Genomic DNA, 18,595 nt, shown 5'->3' on the forward strand with positions numbered 1-18,595 from the left:
GCCCCACCCAGCCGCCGGACAAGGCAGATCCCATGGAATGCCTCTCCCTGCGGCCCACCCCACCAGGGCATGCACGGGGGCGTTCTCACCGGGCACCAGCACACCGCGAGCCGTAATGCCGTCCGAATGTCTGGGCTCCTCGACGGAGCCGATCAGCTCGTTCCTGGGAATCGGAGGAGCGGTCATTCCCGCAGAGCGGCATGGAACACCGGCCGCCCCTCGTAGGTTGTGGTCCAGCGTACGACGGCAACACTCGCGGCACCGGTCAGGGCCGTCACGGGAAGGATCGGTCATGGACCGCAGCGAACTCGCACGCTTCCTGCGCAGCAGGCGTGAGGCACTTCAGCCGGAGGACGTGGGCCTGCCGCGAACGCGCCGCCGTCGCACCGGTGGGCTGCGCCGCGAGGAGGTCGCCGCTCTGAGCAACATGTCCACCGACTACTACTGCCGCATTGAACAGCAACGTGGCCCGCGCCCGTCCGAGCAGATGCTCGGTGCCATAGCCCAGGGACTACGACTGACCGCCGAAGAACACGATCACCTTCTCCGCCTGGCAGGACATCCCGTTCCCGTGCGGGTCTCACGCACCGACCATGTCAACCCGGGCATGTTGCGCATCTTCGACCGACTGGAAGACACTCCGGCCCACATCGTCAGTCACCTCGGGGAAACGCTCGTGCAGAACCAGCTCTCCCGGCTGCTCCTGGGTGACCAGACGCGGCACACAGGACCGGCCCGTTCCCTGGCCTATCGCTGGTTCACGGATTCCGCCGAGCGCCGGCTCATCCCGGCCGAGAACCATGCGCACCACGGCACGACCATCACTGCCCAGCTCCTTGCCGCGCACACACGTGATCCCCATGACCCGCGCATGACCACCCTCGTGCGGACACTGCTGAACACCAGCACCGAGTTCGCGGCCCTGTGGAGCGAGCGCCTACTGCGCACCCAAACGCCTGGAACATCCCCAGGTCGGCTCTCTGGAACTACACGGACAGAGCCTGATCGACCCCGACCACTCACAGATCCTCACCGTCTTCACCGCCGTCCCCACCAGCGGCAGCGATGGCAGACTCCAACTCCTCTCCGTTCTCGGAGAACAGTGGGACTGTCCTCTCGCTGAATCTCTCCGTCTTCACGCAGTACCAGATCTCCGACGACGCAGAAGAAGACGTGGTCGGTGATGGGCCGGACATCCCTGACCTGTCCCCGTACCGGGCGGCCATGATCAGCGACATGCGTGACCTGATGTCACGCCTCAAGCAGTGAGCTCGAGATTCAACCTCTGCGAACATCGACCGGCGTCTCACCCCATCTCCTAGGTCTTCCGAGGGCTTCAGGCAGCCCCTTGTACGCATAGGCCGAGCACGCCCCGAGACTCATCGTTATGCCACGACCTCTGGCCGTGTCATTCCGGACTTGGCCCCGGTGTGACGGCTCGGTTCGGCCCTGGCCGGTTGCATGCGGTCGTCGGCACACGAGCGGTACACCCAGGCCCGCTGCCTGTTCGAGTCCGCCGGCGACACGGCGTCCGCCGCAGAAGGAGCCGCCTCACTCGCCCGCACCATTTCCGCATGAAGGTCACAGGCGAGGCGAGGCGAGGCGGGGCGGGGCGTGAGGGACAGGGGGTGCTCCGGCGTCGCAGGGAAGACGTCGGCGCGCACATCGTCATCAACTTCGCCGAATATCCACTGGCCACCAGCGCACTTCCCCATCGCCCTGGAGGTGCTGTGCGGTCGCCACCGGGCTGGCCCAACAGCCAGTAAGTGGCTCAGTTGGCTCCGCTGCGCTCGGCGTCGAGCGGGGCGGTGGCCGGCGGTGCAGTGCGATCGCGGTTCCAGTGCAGGGCGGCGATTGTGGCCGGAAGCGCGATCAGGGCCCAGATGGCCACCGTCATCACCACTGCCGTCCAGGCGTCCCAGATACGGCCCGAGAAGAACCCCGCGGCCAAAGGCACGGCCACCACGCCTACGCACTTCGCCGGCCCGAACGGGACCCGGGGTGCGAAGGAGCGGCCGGTGGCGAAGCGGCGAGCCCGCCGGGCGCTGCCGAACGCGGCGATGAAGGCCAGGACCGCCAGCCAGACACCGGCCAGCGTGAGCCCGACCAGCATGGTGGCCTTCTCGTCCGGCAGCCCGGGGAGCGTCTCCCTGACCCCGTCGTGGCTGACGGCGACCTGGACGTTCCGCCAGGTCGTGACCTCCACCTCGTCCCCCGGCCTGATGAGAACCGACAACTCGCCGTGCGAATCGAGGTGTATCGGCCGATCGGCGGGGGCCGGAACAGGGGCCTGTAGCAGTACGCGGAACACCGTCGCCTTGCCGCTCTTGGCTTGCTCGGCGGAGAGAGCCGTCCCGCGGATCGTGCGCATGCAGTCCGCCGTGACCCCGGCCGGCCCGCTGCCGCACGGCTGCGCATTCAAGAAGGCCTTCTCATCGGCGATCCGGTCGGGGACCGGAAGGCTCGGGACCGCAGAGAGCGCCAGCAACACCAGTCCGAGCAGCGCCCAGGTCACTGCCCGCAGCCACGCCTTCCCGGGCCGGGCCGGACCCACTTGCTCCGCCGTCTGCACACCCATCTTCGTTGCCCCCTTGCTTCAGGAGCATTGAGCCACAGGCCGCTGATCAGGCAACAGGCCAGGGTGCGGCAGCATCGTGCCTGTGTCTGGTTGCCGGGCTCCGGCAACCTCCAGTGGTCAGAGACGGTCAGCCCCGCCCCACGCGACACCAGACCCACTCGTACGGCGCCACTACCGCTTGCGTTGTTCTCGAACCGGTGGACGAGGTGGACGGGCTTGCCGCCGTTGGACGAGTGCGAGACGGCGCGGGTGCCGGCCGAGAGGGTTTCCAGGAACTCGGGAGTCATGCCCACGCCGCCGGCGAATTCCAGGGCGAGGGTCCAGTCGCCGCCGCGGCCGAGCCCCGCACGCGGCCGATCGCTTGCTACGGCTGTGTCGCGATCTGGATCAGGTTGCCGCAGGTGTCGTCGAAGACGGCGGTGGTGACGGGGCCCATCTCCAGGGGTTCCTGGGTGAAGCGGACGCCGAGGCTGCGCAGGCGCTCGTACTCCGCCTTCACGTCGTCGACGGCGAACTGGGCGAGCGGGATGCCGTCCTTGACGAGGGTGTCGCGGTAGGGCTTGACGACCGGGTGGCCGGCGGGCTCCAGGAGGAGTTCGGTGCCGCCGGGCTCGTCGGGCGAGACGACGGTCAGCCACCGGTCCTTCTCGCCCACCGGGACGTCGTGCTTCTTCACGAAGCCGAGGATCTCGGTGTAGAAGCGCAGAGCCTTGGCCTGGTCGTCGACGAAGACGCTGGTCAGATGGATCTTCATGGGGTGCTCTCTTTCGGTCCGAATGTGTCGGGCACGAGCCATCGCTCGGCGATCTGCCGCAGCGGGGCTGTGTTCAGGTCGTGGAACTTGTAGCGGCCCTCCCGCCTGGTCTCGACGAGTCCGGCGGCCTCCAGCACGGCGAGGTGCTGGGAGACCGCCTGGCGCGAGATGCCGAGCTGATGCTTCATGCTCAGTCGCGAGCAGATCTCGAATAGTGTCTGTCCGGACTTCTCCGTGAGCTCGTCGAGGATGGTGCGGCGGGTGGGGTCGGCCAAGGCTTTGAAAAGGTCGTCGGCCACGACCACAGGATAGGCAAATGCTCACTTGCCTATCAAGCCGAGGTGCGCCGCGTCCCGAATCGGCCCGCCGTCGGCGGGCGCAGGCCCGCGGGCAGCGAGGACGCGGTAGGTGGACTGGGCGGCTGCGGGGCGCCCGGCGGTGAGCTGGACAGGGAGGAGCTGCTGGTCGAGGGCCTCGTTGGTCGTTCTACGCTGAACGGCATCGGGTTCCCGGCGCTCTGCAGGTGGAGCTCGGCTTACCCATGCCCGCCGCCGGAGGCGGCCGGAAGGCCGTGCCACAGGGGGACTTCCAGGCCGCACGAGAAGGCTGCTTCGCGGGTACCGATCCGCTCCTGACTGAACTTCTCGGCCGTGAGCCTCGGACCCTCGCCGATCCGCTCGCGGACCGCATCTCCGCCCAGGGCAATTCCTTCGGACGGATGCAGTTGGGGTCGGACGCGACCACCGGTAGACATCTCGCCAGCCCCCTCACTGCACGAGCAACGGCGGGCTGGAGCGCCCGAAGTGGCTGTGACCGCGCTTCCGTGCGTCGGTCACAGGCTCGTGACGAGGTCGTCGAGCGGGGCCGGTACCTGTCCGGGGTTGAGGGTCTCGACCAGGAGACGGCCGTAGCGGATCTTGCGGCCCTTCTTCGTGCCGAGGAAGCGCCGCAACTGCTGCTGCCGGGGCCGACCGTGTTGTGCGGGCTGGCGCAGGAAGGTCTGCCAGGCCCGCAGGTCGCCCTCGGCCCGGATGATCTCCTCGACCCGCGCCGTGCCCAGCGCGCGGATGAGCTCGTCCTCCAGGTCCGCCACGCACACGAAGAAGCCCCGGTGCGGCGCCCGGGCCCGATTGAGGCCGCGGTCGTAGAAGCGCTGCTCGCCCTCGTCGCACAGTCCCCTCAGGCGCAGGCCAAGACCGGGTGGGCCGAGAAGACCGGCGTAGCGGCCGACACTCATCGCCCCGCCCATCGGCACGACGCACACCCCTTCGGCGGCCAGGTCCCGGCCACGCCGTGCGGCCAGCGCCTCGACGGCCGCGAAGTCACTCGGTCCTTCCAGCAGCACCGCCGTCCGTAGCCCCAGTTGCACAGCCAGATCACTCGCCGGTGCGCCGGGACCGCCGGCCGCCCAGCGGCTGACCGCGTCCCGAAATGCCTGCATGTCCGCCATGGAGCGAGTCTGCACTTCCACCGACCGGCACGGCACCGAATATTCGACGGCCCCGTTCGACATGCCCGGCACCCTCGTCACCTGGGCCTGATAACCCACTCCATCACCTGCGGCACCGAGCCGGCGGAGGCTCGGGGTGCCGATGCCGGAGTGCCCAGCTGTCTCTGACAGCGTGGCCGGACACCGCTGCCCAAGGAACCCGTGATCTGGAGCCCACGGATGCGAGCCGGCCACCTACCACTGACGACGGTCACACCACGATCCCTCGGGAGGTATCCGGCCGGGGAACTCGTTCGCGAGACCCCGGTAGCCGTCGTCGACTTCGGCTCACGGCTGGGTGCTCGCGGAACTGCTCGGCGATGCCCGCGGTGCGCACCGCCGTCTGGTCGTGCGTTCGCCATGCCCCACCCGTGACGAAGATCGTCAATCGCAGGTCGGCCCGTCAGGATCCGCCGCATTCGCTGTTGTCGCCGCCGGACCGGCACATCGCGCCCGGGTCGATGGAGGGTGAGGTCGGGGCGGGCTGTGGGGGCGGGTTGCGGTCTGCGTCGCTCATTCCGATGACGGCCACCAATACCAGGACCAGGCCGGCGAGGACCTGGACGCCGACGCTGATGACTGCGCGGCCCATGAACAAAGGGAACGCGGAGATCAGGACGATGCCGCCGACCACGGCCACGTAGGCGAAGGGGTGGGTGAGGGAGACGGACGAGTTGTCGGCTGCGGGGTCGAACATCTGGTATCCAGCCGCATCGAGTCCGAAGACGAACGCGATGAGGGGGGCGATGACGTCGATCACGAGGAGGCCGATTGCGAGTGCGATGTCTGCGGCCGGGTGTAACCACCTGCGCTGTTGCGGCGGCAGAGGGTTGTTTGCCCCTGTATAGCGGGGGTGGCGATTCGGCCACGGGGGGTTATTGGGGGGAGGGAGCGTGGTCATCGGCCCAGCGTCCCTCAGAAGCAGACCGGGGTCCTGAGTAGACGTACTCAGGACCCCGGCGGGTAGTCAGTGCAGGAGCGCCGAACCCGTCCGCTACCACGCCTGGGCGCCATGCCCGCTGCCCTCGGTGCCGCAGATGGCTGCAACGTCCGACGAGTACCACAGGCCCTTGTTGAGCGTGGCGGATGGAACCGTGCACGTCCGCACGACGACCCGCCGAATCACCCACCAGCCAAACCCCCCAGGTCAGCACCGCCCAGAACCAATTGCGGGTCGGCGCGTAAGGAATCCGCTCAGGAAGACCTTCGGACCGGGCGGGTCGGCCCCGACGCCCAGACGGGCCGACTGAGCCGCTGAGGGCCAACTCAAGAACTCAGTCACGGTGACTGTGACTGGACGCCGTACCTGGCAGGTCTGGTCAAGTACGGCGCCCAGTGATCGGAGTCCTGAATCACACCGTTGACGACGCGGTTCAGCGCGAGAGCTCGGCACGCCGCTGGACTGCTCATGCCCTGAGAGGCGTTCGTCCCGGGACTACCGTGTCGCCATGGTGCGCGCCGGTAGTCCCCAGGCCGATCGACCGGATGGGCCTGCGGCTTCGGGCCGGCCTCTGGCCCCGCTCCTCGCGGTCTGCGCGGGCTACTTCATGGTCATCCTGGACGTGACGGTCATCAACGTCGCCGTTCCGGTTGTGGGACGGGAACTGTCGGCCTCGCTGACCGGGATCCAGTGGATCACGGACGGCTACACCTTGATCTTCGCCGGCCTGTTGCTCACCGGCGGTGCGCTGGGCGACCGGCTGGGAAACCGCCGGATCTTCTGCACCGGGGTGGTGGTGTTCACGGCCGCCTCGGCCCTCTGCGGACTGGCCCGGAGTGCCGGGATGCTGGTCGCCGCCCGGCTGCTGGAAGGACTTGGCGCAGCACTGCTCGTGCCCGGCTCCCTCGCCCTCCTCCAACAGGCGTATCCCTCACCCGCCGAGCGCTCCCGGGCCTTCGGCCTGTGGGGCTCCATGGCAGGCATCGCCGCCTGCGCGGGCCCCCTCCTGGGCGGCCTCCTGGTCACCACCGTGGGCTGGCGCTGGGTGTTCTTCATCAACCTGCCCGTCGGATGCGCCTGCCTGTTGCTGACGCTGCGCCGCGTGCCCGCTTCGACCCGGCGCCCGGACCGCCCCGTGGACTGGCCGGCCCAGTGCGCGCTCATCGCAGTGGTGGCCCTGCTGACCGCCGTCCTCAACGAGGCCGGACGACGTGGCTGGGCGGACCCATTGATCCTCACCGGGGCCGGCCTGTGCCTGCTGGCGGCCGCCGCGTTCGTCCTGCGCGAGCGCCTGGCCCGCACCCCCGTACTGCCCCTATGGCTGCTGCGCTCCCGTGCGATGAGCGGGGCAGCGACCATCGGCCTGCTGTTCAACTTCGCCTTCTACGGCATGATCTTCACCGCCAGTCTGTACTTCCAGCACCAGCGCGGCCTGACCGCGCTGCGCACCGGTATGGCCCTCTTCCCGGCGGTGGCCATGACCATGTTCGCCTCCTTCCTGTCCGGGCGACTGGCAGACAACACCGGACACCGCCCGCTGGTGGTCACGGGCATGCTTCTGGGAGCAGCGGGCCTGGCCGGCTGGGCCGCCGCCGGACCGAACCCGGACTACCTACTGCTCGTGGCGCCGATGATGGCGGCGGGCTTCGGCACGTCCTTCGCCCTCACCGGATCAACCACCACCGCGATGTCAGCCGCCCCCGACAAGTACTCCGGCACCGCCTCCGCCCTGTTCAACACCACCCGCCAGGTCGGCAGCGCCGCAGGCGTCGCGCTGGGAGGCTCACTGCTGGCCGCCGCAGCCGACTTCACCACCGGGCTGCGGACCAGCATGGCCATCGGTGCGGCCGCGTACATGACGGCCGCCACCCTCGCGCTCTTCTGCATCCCCAGGAAGGCCCCCCGCCCCGTCGCCGACTGAAGTCCTGCCAACAAGTCGCCGACACTCGGGGAATCCACGGGCCATAGCGATGCGTCGCTTGCCGTGAACGCTGAACAGCAAAACCGCAGCCGGAGGGGCTGTGACAGCACCTCGTCGACATTTCCGAGCTCTGTGATCGCCAAGTGCTGCTCAGAACCGCCGACAATCGTTGCCCGCTCCAGGTTCCGGCACACATTCCGTGAGAGTGAAGTTGCAGCGCGGTGAGCACGCTTGTGGACACGGTAATCTCGCACCCTTGCAACGGACCGCCACCCTCGAAATCCATCGAACACGGTCATGGGCCGGCTGAACAGGCCCGATTCCGGTCAGGGTTGGGTAATGGCCGTCTGGAGGAGGTCGGTGAGGAGAGCCGCGCAGGAGCCGTCGGGGTCGAGATCGGGGTCGTAGATGGTGAGGTTGAAGCCTACGCAGCGTTCCGATCGCACCAAGGTCCGTAACAGCAGGGCGAGTTCGTCGGGCATGAGCCCTCCGGGGTCGGGACTGTCGACGGCGGGCATGACGGACGGGTCCAGTACGTCCGCGTCCAGATGCACCCAGAATCCCTCGGTCACGGGCACTTCAAGTGTCTGCAGAACCGCGCCCGCCAGCTCATCGGCGCCCCACTCCCGGATCTCCCCGACCGTCGCGTTCGTGATCTTCAACTCGGCGAGCTCGGCCCGCTCTTCGTCGTAGTCCCGGATACCGAAGACACGTACGTCCTCGTCCCTGACATACGGCTGCAGCCCTTCGAGGTCCGTCAGATCCGCCTGGCCGCGGCCGGTCGCGATGGCCAGCTCCTCGCCGCCCGCGGCACCGATACGGTCGGAGTTCCCGGGGTGTCGGAAGTCCGCGGATCCGTCGATGACGGCGAGTCCGTACCGCCCGATGCGACGGAGAGCGAGCGAGGCGCCGAGCTGGATGGAACAGTCCCCGCCCAGGACGACCGGGAAGTCCCCTGCCCGGACGTGGTGTTCGATGCGATCGGCGAGCTTGCAGGTGTACGTGGCGATCGCCTCGGCGTTGAACACGCCGTCGCCCTCCCTCCAGCCACCGCGGTCGTAGCGGGGCGGCACGACGACTCCGCCCTCGTACGCCCCGATCCGCTGCACCAGCCGCTGTTCGCGCAGCGCGCCCGCCAGTTTGTAGCACCCGGGCACGGTGCCTTCGGTGGGCGGCCGGAGACCGAGGTTGGACGGGGCGTCAATGACGACGATGCGGCGCATCCGGCCATTCTGGCCGCGCGGGGTGGCGCGGGCCACAGAGTTTCGCCGCCCGCGGAAGCGGAGCGGCCCACAGCGGGACCCCGGGTACATGGCCACACAACCGGTCCGAATCGGGTGCTCTCCAAGCTCCCTACGGTGAACCGGGACGGCATCTGACCGCATGACGGTTGTGCCGCGTCCGCGTGAGGGTCCCCGTCTGAAAGCAAGCAGACGCCCTCACGGTGTTGCGGCAGCTCAGCTGCAACAGAGCTGTCCGCTGTCCGTGTTCGGTAGGAACCCACTGCCGGTACGTGGGGGAGTGGGCTGCCACCAAGCTGCGCCGACGGCTCACCGCCGAAATGCAGGGCATTCACGGCCTTCGCCGAGGGTCCGTGCGCAGACACAGTCGTGCATTACCGCCCGGCTGTGTAGCTGCCCAGACGTCATTCGGCCCCGCCTGCCGCGCGGCCGCACCCGAGCAGGAGGGCTCAGGGCCTTTCCTGCGCAACACGGCGCAGTTCAACTGCGCCGGGCCGTTCGCGGTGACGGGAGGCCCGGTCGTCGAGGCAGCCTTGCGCGCGGGGATCCCGTACGTCGACGTCACGGCAGAGATCGAAGCGAACGTTTCGACGTTCGCCGACTATGCGGAAGCAGTCCGAAAGACAGACACGCCCGTGGTGCCGGCGATGGCGTTCTACGGCGGACTGGGTGATCTGTTGGTGACTGCGGCGATGGGGGAATGGACTGCTGCGGACGTGGCGCACGTCGCGTACGGGTTGAGCAGCTGGCATCCCACGGCGGGCACCCGAGCGGCGGGTCAGGTGTCCCATCAGCGTCGCGCGGGCCGTCGGGTGCGGTTCGCGGACGGCGCGCTGCAGTACCACGACGACAAGGCATCAGAGCAGGACTGGCTCTTTCCAGAGCCACTGGGCCGACGAGCGGTGATCGCGGAGTTCACCATGACCGATGTCGTCACCGTTCCCAGCCACTTGGCCGTGCCTGAAGTCCGCACCCACATGACCATCGAAGCCGCGAGGGACTTGGCCAAGCAGGACACGCCGGAGCCGGAGCCGGTCGACGCTCTGGGGCGGTCGAACCAGATTTTTGTGGTCGACGTTCTGGTCCGTGCAGGTGACGCCGAGCGACGTGCCACGGCCCGTGGCCAGGACATCTACGCGGTCACCGCGTCACTGGTGGTGGAGGCCGTCCAGCGAATCCTGGCCGGGCACACGCGGACAACGGGCGTAGCCTCGGCCGGCGCAATGTTCGACGCAGCGGACTTCCTCCGGGCGCTGACCCCGCACCTGTCGGTTGAGCTTCCGCACTGACCGGCCACGCGCTGCCGTGGTCCGCCGGACTGTCCGCCGGGTCGTGGGCCGCAGGCGGGTATGTGGTCCCGTGGCACGGGACCCGCGTCATGCACGCCGCCCTCACCGTCGCAGGCCTGGGCACCGGCCTGTTCACCCCGCCGTTCTTCACCACCGCGCTGCGCGGCGTCGGCCCGCAGGAGACCGGCTCGGCGGCCGGGCTCCTCAACGCCGTCCAGCAACTCGGCGGCACGTTCGGCGTCGCGATGGTCGGCGGCGTCTACCTCGCCGGAGACGGCACCCCGCGCGGCGCCGCGCAGGCCGCCCTCGCCACGGCCGGGGCAATCCTGGCGGCGACCGGGATCGCCGCGGCCGCGATGACGGGACGGCGCGGCCGCGGGACCGGGGCCGGATGTGAAACCGACAGGCGTGACGGGATTGCCGCGCCTGATGATCCCGCCGGGTCGCTCGGTTCGGCAGGTCTCGACCAGGGCGCCGCCGAGACCTCGCACCACTGAACGGCCTGCGGGGCGTGCGGGGGTGACCCGGGATGAGGCCGGGTGCCGCGGTGTCACCGCGGGCGGGCCGGGGCGTGTCACATATCGCCGCCCCGGTCGTCACAGCGCTGACCGCGCACCACCCCGTGTGTGGCGAAGCAGGTGGCCAGATCGATCAGGAATCGAGAAGCGCGGGTCACGGAGCCGCACCTAGCATGATGGGCATGGACATCACCATTCAAACGAGCTTCCTCCCTCATGACGACCCGGACGCGTCCCTGGCTTTCTACCGCGACGCCCTCGGCTTCGAGGTCCGCAGCGACGTCGGACAGGGCAAGATGCGCTGGATCACGGTCGGCCCCGTCGGCCAGCCCGGCACGTCCATCCTCCTGGCGCCGCCGGCCGCCGACCCTGGGGTCACCGAGGACGAGCGCCGCACCATCGTCGAGATGATGGCCAAGGGCACCTACGGCTGGATCCTGCTGGCCACCCGGGACCTCGACGGCACTTTCGAGAAGGTGCAGGCCGACGACGCCGAGGTCGTCCAGGAGCCGACCGAGCAGCCGTACGGCATCCGCGACTGCGCCTTCCGCGATCCCGCGGGCAACCTGGTCCGCATCCAGGAGCTTCGCTGAGCCGCCCGGTCATCGATTCCGTCATGATGGCCGGCGCGACGACCACCTGCAAAGATCGATGAAAGGGAGTTCTCTTATGTGTCACCCCTCGTGGGGGCGCGCACGCCACGCGGCGCAGCGCCTGAGCGACCTCGCGCGACTGCGCCGCGTCCGCGACCGGATCGACCGGGAGTACGCGCAACCGCTCAACGTCGAGGCGCTCGCCCGCGGCGTGAACATGTCCGCCGGGCACCTCAGCCGCCAGTTCCGGCTGGCCTACGGCGAGTCGCCGTACGCGTACCTGATGACGCGTCGCATCGAGCGCGCGACGGCACTGCTGCGTCGTGGCGACCTCAGCGTCACCGAGGTCTGCTTCGCGGTCGGCTGCTCATCGCTGGGCACCTTCAGCACCCGCTTCACCGAGCTGGTCGGCATGCCGCCCAGCGCCTACCGGCGCCGCGCAACGGGCGCTTCGGCGGGGATGCCGCCGTGTGTGGCAAAACAGGTGACAAGACCGATCAGGAATCAAGAAGCGCCGGGCACCGAGCCGCAACTAGCGTGATGACCATGGCATCCATCGAATCCGTCACCCTCGACGTGGCCGACCCCACGGCCGCCAACCGCTTCTACACCGCCGCCTTCGGTTTGGACACGCAGATGCGCCTGCGGGCCTCGCAGGCACCGACAACCGGCTTCCGTGGGTTCACGCTGGCGCTCACGGTGTCCCAGCCGGCCACCGTCAACAGCCTCATCGACGCCGCCCTCGACGCCGGCGCCACGCCGCTGAAGCCTGCCGCGAAGTCGCTCTGGGGCTACGGCGGTGTCGTACAAGCCCCGGACGGGACGATCTGGAAGGTCGCGACCTCGGCGAAGAAGGACACCGGCCCTGCCACCCGGCGGGTCGACGAGATCGTGCTCCTGCTGGGAGTCGCGGACGTGACCGCGAGCAAGCGGTTCTACGTCGACCAAGGCCTTGCCGTTGCGAAGAGCTTCGGCCGCATGTACGTCGAGTTCGCTGCCGGGTCGAGTCCCGTCAAGCTGGCGCTGTACAGGCGCCGTGCCCTTGCCAAGGACGTCGGCGTCTCGCCCGACGGCGCCGGATCGCACCGGCTCATGATCGGCGGCGATGCCGGGCCTTTCACCGACCCGGACGGGTTTGCATGGGAGGCGGCATCGCCGGCACCCACGCCCTGATGTGTCACTGCTGCCTGCCCTGCCTGGTCGCCCATCACGAGACAGCCGCCGGGCTCGGGGCGGTGCCGGGTGCCGAGCTGATGCGCCCGCCGCGGCCGACCACCATCGTCACTCGGACCGAGCGCACCGCGCGCCTCGACGGCCATAGAGTTCGGGTACTGCGCCGCCGAGCGGATACGTGCATACGTACACATCGTGGTCCACGGGGCCCACAAGAGGGCGGTGTGCGCGAGACCCTCAGGGCGCTGGGAGGCCGTGGCGTCCGCGCAGCCCGCGGCCCCGGTGCACCGACCGATGACCGACGGAGCCCGTCCCCTGAAGGCAGGGCTCTCCACGAAGTGACTGGAGGAAGCATGACGGGCGCGCCGCCGCGTGGACTTGAGGAGAGGCTGCGGGACACTCGGGCGAAACTGGAGAGCGACGTCGATCTCTGGGTCGCGACGTCGGGCTCAGTAGGCGGCGTCCACCTCATCCCGCTCTCGTACCTCTGGGACGGGACCGCGTTCCTCATCTCGACGCCGCGCGCCTCGGTCACCGGCCGCAACCTGCTGGCGGACGGCCGGGTGCGACTCAGCCTCGGGCCGACCCGCGACGTCGTCGTCATCGACGGCACCGCCGAGCCGGTGGACATCGCCGACCTCGTCCCTAAGACGGGCGATGCGTTCGCGACCAAGACCGGTTTCGACCCGCGCGAGCTCGACGACCCGTACCAGTACTTCCTGATCCGGCCGCGGCGCATCCAGGCCTGGCGTGAGGCGAACGAGCTTCGGGGACGCGAACTCATGCGCGACGGCCGCTGGCTCGGCTGACCGCCGCACGGGAACACACCCGCCCCATCCCGTGCGGGTCCGGCTGAGAGCGTGGACTTCCAGAGGGGACTCCTCGGATCGAACAGAGCTGATGCATCTCGGACCGCGTCGGCACCGACCTTCGTCGGGAGAAGCACGCCAGTTGTGGCGACACTTCAAGGAGACGGTGACACTGTGGGGAGCTGCCGTCCCGGAGGCCGAATGGCTGGGGCAGCGCCCTCCCGTACCGGATCCGTTGCCGGGAAGGCCACGACGCAACTCCGACGCCGGCGCCGGCGCCTTCGTCACGGACGTGTGCTCGCGAATGATTGTGGGATGGCAGCTCGCCACCCGCATGCGGACCGATCGCCCGCTGGACGCCCTGGAGATGGCCTTGTGGCGGCGGGGAATCAAGAAGGGGCCACCCCGGTTCACGGACGCAGGACCGGAAACTCGGCCTCGGCCCAGAGCGCACGGATTCCGGTGGGATTGTCGACGGCGGGATCGTCGTCGCTGTTCCATACCCTGGCGTGGGTGATGGAGTCGTTGACCGGCAGCCAGCCTGGGTCTCCGGGACTGGCGGCGCTGTGAGTGATGGCGCGGCGGAACAGGCCGCGTGCGCGGTCCATCACCATCAGGCAGGCGATCGAAGCGGCCCCTGAGGACTGGCCGGCCACCGTGACGTTGCCGGGGTCGCCGCCGAAGGCGGCGATGTTCTCACGAACCCAGTGCAGGGCGGCGACTTGGTCGAGCAGGCCCCGGTTGTCCGGGTACGAGGTTCCTTCGCTGTCCGGGATGTGTCCGAAGCCCTCGAAGCCGAGCCGGTAGTTGAGGGTGACCACGACCAGGCCGGCGCGGGCCAGCGTAGTGCCGTCGAAGTCGGGCTGGGCTGAGGATCCGAAGGTATAGGCACCGCCGTGGATCCAGACCAGGACGGGCAGGCAGCCGCCTTTCGGGGCAGGGGACCAGATATTGACGGTGAGGATGTCCTCGTCGTCAGGGGACCATGCGGGTGCGCCGGGCAGCTGTGCCGACTGCGGGGCGATCGCGCCGAAGTCCGTGCAGTTCCGCACTCCGGTCCACGCCGGTGAAGGGCGTGGTTCCCGGAACCGGTTGGCGCCGAACGGTGCGGCGGCATAGGGAATGCCGAGGACGGAGACGACGTCGGGAGCGGCCCGATGACCTTTGACTGGACCGTTTCTCGTCTTGAAGATGCCCAAGGAGTTTGCCTCTCGCTGCACGTCAAGCCGCCGGATGGGGGCTGAGCCGCAGCTTTTCATCGCTCGGCGCCTCAGGACCAACACCAAGATCATGATGATTGACGCATCGACGATGTCAATCCCCCCGCCGCTCAGAGCACGTCGCGGTCGACGCGTCGGCGCTGGGTCGGGGCGGTGGACCCATCCAGACCCCAACACATCAAGCACCGGGTGCCGCGTCCGCCGCATCGATCGCCCTACGGGTCGCGGCGTCGCCCCTCGACCGGTCCGGGACCGCTGATCAAGCCCTGGGGAAGGGTCCGTTTGTGGGAGCTGGATAGCTGCCCCGTGCGGTTACCTGTCCACCCTGCTGGACGGCCAGATCGCCAAGGTCAACACCACATTGCTGGACTGGCTCGGCTACGAGCGCGGTGACCTGGTGGGCCGCAAGCACTTCTCCGAGCTTCTGAGCGTCGGCGGGCGGCTCTATCACGAGACGCATTTCGCGCCGCTGCTGCGCATGCAGGGCGAGATCAGCGGCATCGCCCTGGAGCTCAAGGCCGCCGACGGCTCCCGTCTTCCGGTCCTGGTCACCTCGACGGTGAAGACGGGCAGCGACGGGCAGCCGTTGCTGATTCGCACCACCGTCTTCGACGCCCGTGACCGGCGCGCCTACGAAACCGAGCTGCTGCGCGCCCGCCAGGAGGCCGAGCAGGAACGCGAACGCCTCAAGCGCCTGAACGCCACCCTGCAGAAGACTCTGCTGCCGCCGGCCCTGGCGAACGTGCCCGGCGTGGACGTCGCCGCGCATTATCACATCGCTTCCTCCGACGAGGTCGGCGGCGACTTCTACGACCTCTTCCCGCTGGCCGCCGGCACCTGGGGGCTGTTCCTGGGCGATGTGTGCGGCAAAGGTGCCGCCGCCGCGGCCGTCACCTCCCTCGCGCGCTACACGCTGCGTGCTGCCGCCGTCTACGACCCGGACCCCGCAGCCGTGCTCTGCAACCTCAACACCGTCCTGAACCACGAGTACAGCGGGACTGACCCCCGGTTTTGCACCGTGATCTTCGGCCTGCTCACCCCCCACGGCGACCAGGGCGGTTTCCGCGTCACCCTGGCCAGCGGCGGACATCCCTCCGCCCTTCTGATGCGTGCCGACGGCACCGCCGACTACCTGCCCACCCCCGGCGGCCAGCTCATCGGCGTCCTGCCCGACGCTCACATCGCCACCACCACCATCCGCCTGGACCCCGGCGACACCCTGCTGCTGCACACCGACGGCCTCACCGAAGCCCACACCGCGAGCACCGGAGCCAGCGACCGCTACGGCGACGAAGCCCTCCTCGACTTCGCCCGCACCCTCGCACCCACCACCGCCACGGATACGATCGTCGCGATCCGCGACCTGCTCGACACCTTCGGCACCGGCGTGGACGACGACACCGCCGTCCTGGCCATCAACGTGCCCCGACCCACCAGTGAAGAGCAGCAGTGACCCAGCAACTGACCCTCCACATCCGCACCACCCCCGCCGGAACGATCATGGAGCTGCCGGGGAACTGGACCACCACACCGCCTCCGACGTCCGCACCGCGCTACTGGAGCTCGACCTGCGAGCGGGGCAACAGCTCGTCCTCGATCTCGGACACCTCACCTTCTGCGACTCCACCGGGATCACCGTCCTGATCGCCGCCCGTAACCACGCCCTGGCCGCGAACGCTGCCATCGTCCTGGCGGCGGTCCCCGACCGCGTGAGCCGCATCTTCCGCATCGTGGGCCTGGAACAGGTTTTCCCCACCCACACCACCGCGCAGGCCGCCGAAGCCGCCTGGCGGCCGACACCGAGCTGACTCCGCACTCCGCACACCCAACGGCCCCCGGTCCTACCGTGTCGCGGCGGCTGCCTCCCGCGTCGAGGCCCAGGAACTACTGGCACAAGCCGAGGCCTCCCGCGAACTGGGAGCCAACCTGCCTATTGCCGCCGCGGTGACGGTGCCGTGGGAGGCGTACGTGTGCTTGTCGAAGCTGTGGCCACAGTGTGCGAGCTTTTGAGCACGTTGACGGTGCGCTCGATTTCGGTCCGCCGGCGTAGCGAGCCGGGTCGAAGCCGGCGGGCCTGCCACATCGTCGGCTGGAGCGGGTGGCCACTGTCGGGGACCACCGGCTCACCGCCCCGAAGATTTTTTTACGGGACAACTCGTGGTCTCGGGAATTGCGGTCGGTAACCGGTCGGCCGGGGTGCCTCCGGCGTAGCAGATGTACGGTCGCGGCCGACTTGGTCGGCCTTCCGGGATTGCCACCCATGGCGGTCGCTCGATATGTGCCCTGGGCCCCTCGCATCTGGACAGGATCGACAGTGCAGCCCCAACCCCACCATAGGGTTTGGGTCATGAATTCCTCCTCGTCCGCCCGTCTTTTGTCGCCTACGGAAAACATGACGACGCGTCCGGCACTCGGCCCCAGCTGGTTCGCGGCCGTTATGGGCACTGGCATCGTCGCCAACGCGGCGGTCACCTTGCCCTGGGGCTTCCACGGATTGCGGACTGCGGCCATGGTGGTCTGGGTGGGCGCCGCGGTGCTGCTGGTCCTGCTGGCTGTCGGCTATCTCAGGCGGCGGGCACTGGGGGTACACGCGGCTGATCCGGTGATGGCCCAGTTCTTCGGCGCGCCGCCGATGGCGCTGCTCACGGTGGGTGCCGGGGCGCTGCTGCTCGTCCGACGGGTGATCGGGCTCGAGGCGGCGCTGGCTGTGGACTGGGTGCTCTGGTCGCTGGGTACTGTGCTCGGTCTTGCCACAGCGTGCACGGTGCCTTATCTGATGATCACCCGGCACCGCTTCGCGCCGGACGCGGCGTTCGGCGGCTGGCTGATGCCGGTGGTGCCGCCGATGGTCTCCGCCGCGACGGGCGCGCTGCTTGTCCCCCACACACCGGCCGGGCAGCTGCGGCTCGCCCTGCTACTGGGCTGCTACGCGATGCTCGGGCTCGGCCTCGTCGCGGCGCTGCTGGTGCTGGCCATGATCTACAGCCGACTGGTGCACCACGACGCACCGACCGGAACGGTGGTGCCCACGGTGTGGATCGGTCTGGGGGCGTTGGGTCAGTCGGTGACGGCGCTGGGCGCGCTGGCCGTGGTGGCGCCGGGCACGCTGCCCGAGCCGTACGCGCGGGGCACCGCGGGCTTCGCGCTGCTGGGCGGAATCGTGGTGTGGGGCTTCGCCATGTTGTGGCTGGCGCTCGCCATAGGGCTGACTGTGCGGACGATCCGTGCCGGGCTGCCCTTCGCGCCCACGTGGTGGTCTTTCATCTTCCCGGTCGGCGCCTGCGTGACTGCCACCGGCACCCTCGCGGTGCGGACCGGCTCGCAGTTGTTCATCTGGACGGCCGTCGTGCTCTATGCGTTGCTCGTCATCGCCTGGGTGGTGGTGGCCGGCCACTCCCTGCGCCACGCCGCCAGGCATGTGCGCCGCCGGCCCGTCGCTGGTCACGCGCGCCGGCGGCCCGTCGAGCCGGACCTGCGGCTCGGCGTGGCAACCGTGCTCAGTGGCATCGTCCGCACCACCACCGACGGCCGCCCGATCTCCGAGGCCCGCGTGACCCTCATCGACCCGGTGGGCGACGTCGTCGGTATCACGCTCACTGCCGAGGACGGCTCCTATGCCTTCACCGGTCTCGAAGCCGATCGCTACACCGTCGTGGCTGCGGGGTACCCGGCACAGGCCACACCCCTCACCCTCGATGCCACCGGCCGGGACGCCTTCGATCTGACGCTGGCACACGACGAGGGATGAACAACTCCTGTTACTGATGGGCCCGCTCCGCGCGTTTGGAGCGGGCCCATCGTGGCTTTCGCGTGATCGTCGGCGCAGTGGCTCTGGCGAGGTCATCCGTCCCGGCATCTGCCGTTCGGGACTCAAATGGTGGCTGTTCCGCGGCGCGGTCGGGGCCATCGCCGACCGCGCCGTGGCCTGGTCGCCCGCAGGAGGCTCCTAGACACCGGCATGCCGTCGATGCCATGCGCTGCGTGCGTGGTCGTGTGGCCACGCGGCTGTCGGCCGAGGGCCGGGGCGCCTTCCAGTAGCGGCATGTGGTGTCACATCAGCGGCTGATTCC

At 69.2% G+C, this 18,595-nt stretch carries 16 protein-coding genes and 4 pseudogenes; 12 read left to right on the top strand and 8 right to left on the bottom strand.

The annotated features are described in order from the left end of the window. Positions 1 to 292: 292 nt before the first annotated feature. A pseudogene (locus ABZV38_RS30895) lies at positions 293 to 1,103 on the top strand (helix-turn-helix transcriptional regulator); the annotation flags it as partial. After that, a complete protein-coding gene (locus tag ABZV38_RS30900) occupies positions 1,066 to 1,269 on the top strand; it encodes a hypothetical protein (RefSeq protein ID WP_356331766.1) in 204 nt (67 codons plus the stop codon). The pseudogene ABZV38_RS30895 and the gene ABZV38_RS30900, both read left to right, overlap by 38 nt. A 502-nt stretch (positions 1,270 to 1,771) precedes the next feature. On the opposite strand, the gene ABZV38_RS30905 is transcribed toward ABZV38_RS30900, so the two are convergent. From ABZV38_RS30905 to ABZV38_RS30930, 6 genes are all read right to left on the bottom strand, one after another. After that, the gene (locus tag ABZV38_RS30905) at positions 1,772 to 2,578 is read right to left on the bottom strand and encodes a hypothetical protein (protein ID WP_356331738.1); all 807 of its coding nucleotides are present in this window, start codon (positions 2,576 to 2,578) and stop codon (positions 1,772 to 1,774) included. Continuing rightward, on the bottom strand, positions 2,512 to 2,979 hold the full coding sequence (locus ABZV38_RS30910; protein ID WP_356331761.1) for a DUF6461 domain-containing protein: 468 nt from the start codon (positions 2,977 to 2,979) through the stop codon (positions 2,512 to 2,514). Before ABZV38_RS30910 ends, ABZV38_RS30905 begins: the two co-directional genes overlap by 67 nt. After that, on the bottom strand, positions 2,943 to 3,332 hold the full coding sequence (locus ABZV38_RS30915; protein ID WP_356331739.1) for a VOC family protein: 390 nt from the start codon (positions 3,330 to 3,332) through the stop codon (positions 2,943 to 2,945). Before ABZV38_RS30915 ends, ABZV38_RS30910 begins: the two co-directional genes overlap by 37 nt. Continuing rightward, complete coding sequence (locus ABZV38_RS30920) at positions 3,329 to 3,631, bottom strand: metalloregulator ArsR/SmtB family transcription factor (protein ID WP_356331740.1); 303 nt, start codon at positions 3,629 to 3,631, stop codon at positions 3,329 to 3,331. Before ABZV38_RS30920 ends, ABZV38_RS30915 begins: the two co-directional genes overlap by 4 nt. Positions 3,632 to 4,164: 533 nt before the next feature. Beyond that, positions 4,165 to 4,782, bottom strand: coding sequence for a TOPRIM nucleotidyl transferase/hydrolase domain-containing protein (locus ABZV38_RS30925; protein WP_356331741.1), 618 nt, complete (start codon positions 4,780 to 4,782; stop codon positions 4,165 to 4,167). A 442-nt stretch (positions 4,783 to 5,224) separates the two neighbouring features. Further along, positions 5,225 to 5,722 carry a DUF6234 family protein gene (locus ABZV38_RS30930; protein ID WP_356331742.1) on the bottom strand — a complete coding sequence of 166 codons (498 nt, stop codon included), beginning with the start codon at positions 5,720 to 5,722 and terminating at the stop codon, positions 5,225 to 5,227. Between the two features lie 610 nt (positions 5,723 to 6,332). On the opposite strand from ABZV38_RS30930, the gene ABZV38_RS30935 reads away from it, so the two are divergent. Next, on the top strand, positions 6,333 to 7,682 hold the full coding sequence (locus ABZV38_RS30935; protein WP_356331762.1) for an MFS transporter: 1,350 nt from the start codon (positions 6,333 to 6,335) through the stop codon (positions 7,680 to 7,682). Positions 7,683 to 8,008: 326 nt separating this feature from the next. Here the strand turns inward: ABZV38_RS30935 and ABZV38_RS30940 are convergent, their stop codons facing one another. Next, positions 8,009 to 8,905 (bottom strand): arginase family protein, encoded by an 897-nt coding sequence (locus ABZV38_RS30940; protein ID WP_356331743.1) that lies wholly within the window; start codon positions 8,903 to 8,905, stop codon positions 8,009 to 8,011. Positions 8,906 to 9,243: 338 nt separating this feature from the next. Here ABZV38_RS30940 and ABZV38_RS30945 point away from each other — a divergent pair, with 338 nt between their 5' ends. From ABZV38_RS30945 to ABZV38_RS30970, 6 genes are all read left to right on the top strand, one after another. Next, on the top strand, positions 9,244 to 10,212 hold the full coding sequence (locus tag ABZV38_RS30945) for a saccharopine dehydrogenase (RefSeq protein WP_356331763.1): 969 nt from the start codon (positions 9,244 to 9,246) through the stop codon (positions 10,210 to 10,212). Between the two features lie 89 nt (positions 10,213 to 10,301). Further along, a complete protein-coding gene (locus tag ABZV38_RS30950; protein WP_356331744.1) occupies positions 10,302 to 10,709 on the top strand; it encodes a hypothetical protein in 408 nt (135 codons plus the stop codon). 203 nt (positions 10,710 to 10,912) lie between these two features. After that, positions 10,913 to 11,323, top strand: a complete 411-nt coding sequence (locus tag ABZV38_RS30955; RefSeq protein WP_356331745.1) for a VOC family protein — start codon at positions 10,913 to 10,915, stop codon at positions 11,321 to 11,323. Positions 11,324 to 11,399: 76 nt separating this feature from the next. Beyond that, positions 11,400 to 11,864, top strand: a complete 465-nt coding sequence (locus tag ABZV38_RS30960) for an AraC family transcriptional regulator (protein ID WP_356331746.1) — start codon at positions 11,400 to 11,402, stop codon at positions 11,862 to 11,864. Between the two features lie 5 nt (positions 11,865 to 11,869). Then, the gene (locus ABZV38_RS30965; RefSeq protein WP_356331747.1) at positions 11,870 to 12,496 is read left to right on the top strand and encodes a glyoxalase; all 627 of its coding nucleotides are present in this window, start codon (positions 11,870 to 11,872) and stop codon (positions 12,494 to 12,496) included. Positions 12,497 to 12,849: 353 nt separating this feature from the next. Continuing rightward, a complete protein-coding gene (locus ABZV38_RS30970) occupies positions 12,850 to 13,305 on the top strand; it encodes a pyridoxamine 5'-phosphate oxidase family protein (RefSeq protein WP_356331748.1) in 456 nt (151 codons plus the stop codon). Between the two features lie 551 nt (positions 13,306 to 13,856). On the opposite strand, the pseudogene ABZV38_RS30975 reads toward ABZV38_RS30970, so the two are convergent. Further along, positions 13,857 to 14,504, bottom strand: a pseudogene (locus ABZV38_RS30975) (carboxylesterase family protein); the annotation flags it as partial. Positions 14,505 to 14,826: 322 nt separating this feature from the next. Between ABZV38_RS30975 and ABZV38_RS30980 the strand changes: the two are divergent. The 3 genes and pseudogenes from ABZV38_RS30980 to ABZV38_RS30990 form a co-directional block, all read left to right on the top strand. After that, positions 14,827 to 15,978 (top strand): annotated as a pseudogene (locus tag ABZV38_RS30980) (SpoIIE family protein phosphatase); the annotation flags it as partial. Then, positions 15,975 to 16,333: pseudogene (locus ABZV38_RS30985) on the top strand (STAS domain-containing protein). The pseudogenes ABZV38_RS30980 and ABZV38_RS30985, both read left to right, overlap by 4 nt. Before the next feature lie 584 nt (positions 16,334 to 16,917). Next, positions 16,918 to 18,273, top strand: a complete 1,356-nt coding sequence (locus ABZV38_RS30990; RefSeq protein ID WP_356331749.1) for a carboxypeptidase regulatory-like domain-containing protein — start codon at positions 16,918 to 16,920, stop codon at positions 18,271 to 18,273. The last annotated feature ends 322 nt before the right edge of the window (positions 18,274 to 18,595 follow it).

The sequence above is a fragment of the Streptomyces sp. NPDC005181 genome (assembly GCF_040608395.1).
Taxonomy (GTDB): domain Bacteria; phylum Actinomycetota; class Actinomycetes; order Streptomycetales; family Streptomycetaceae; genus Streptomyces.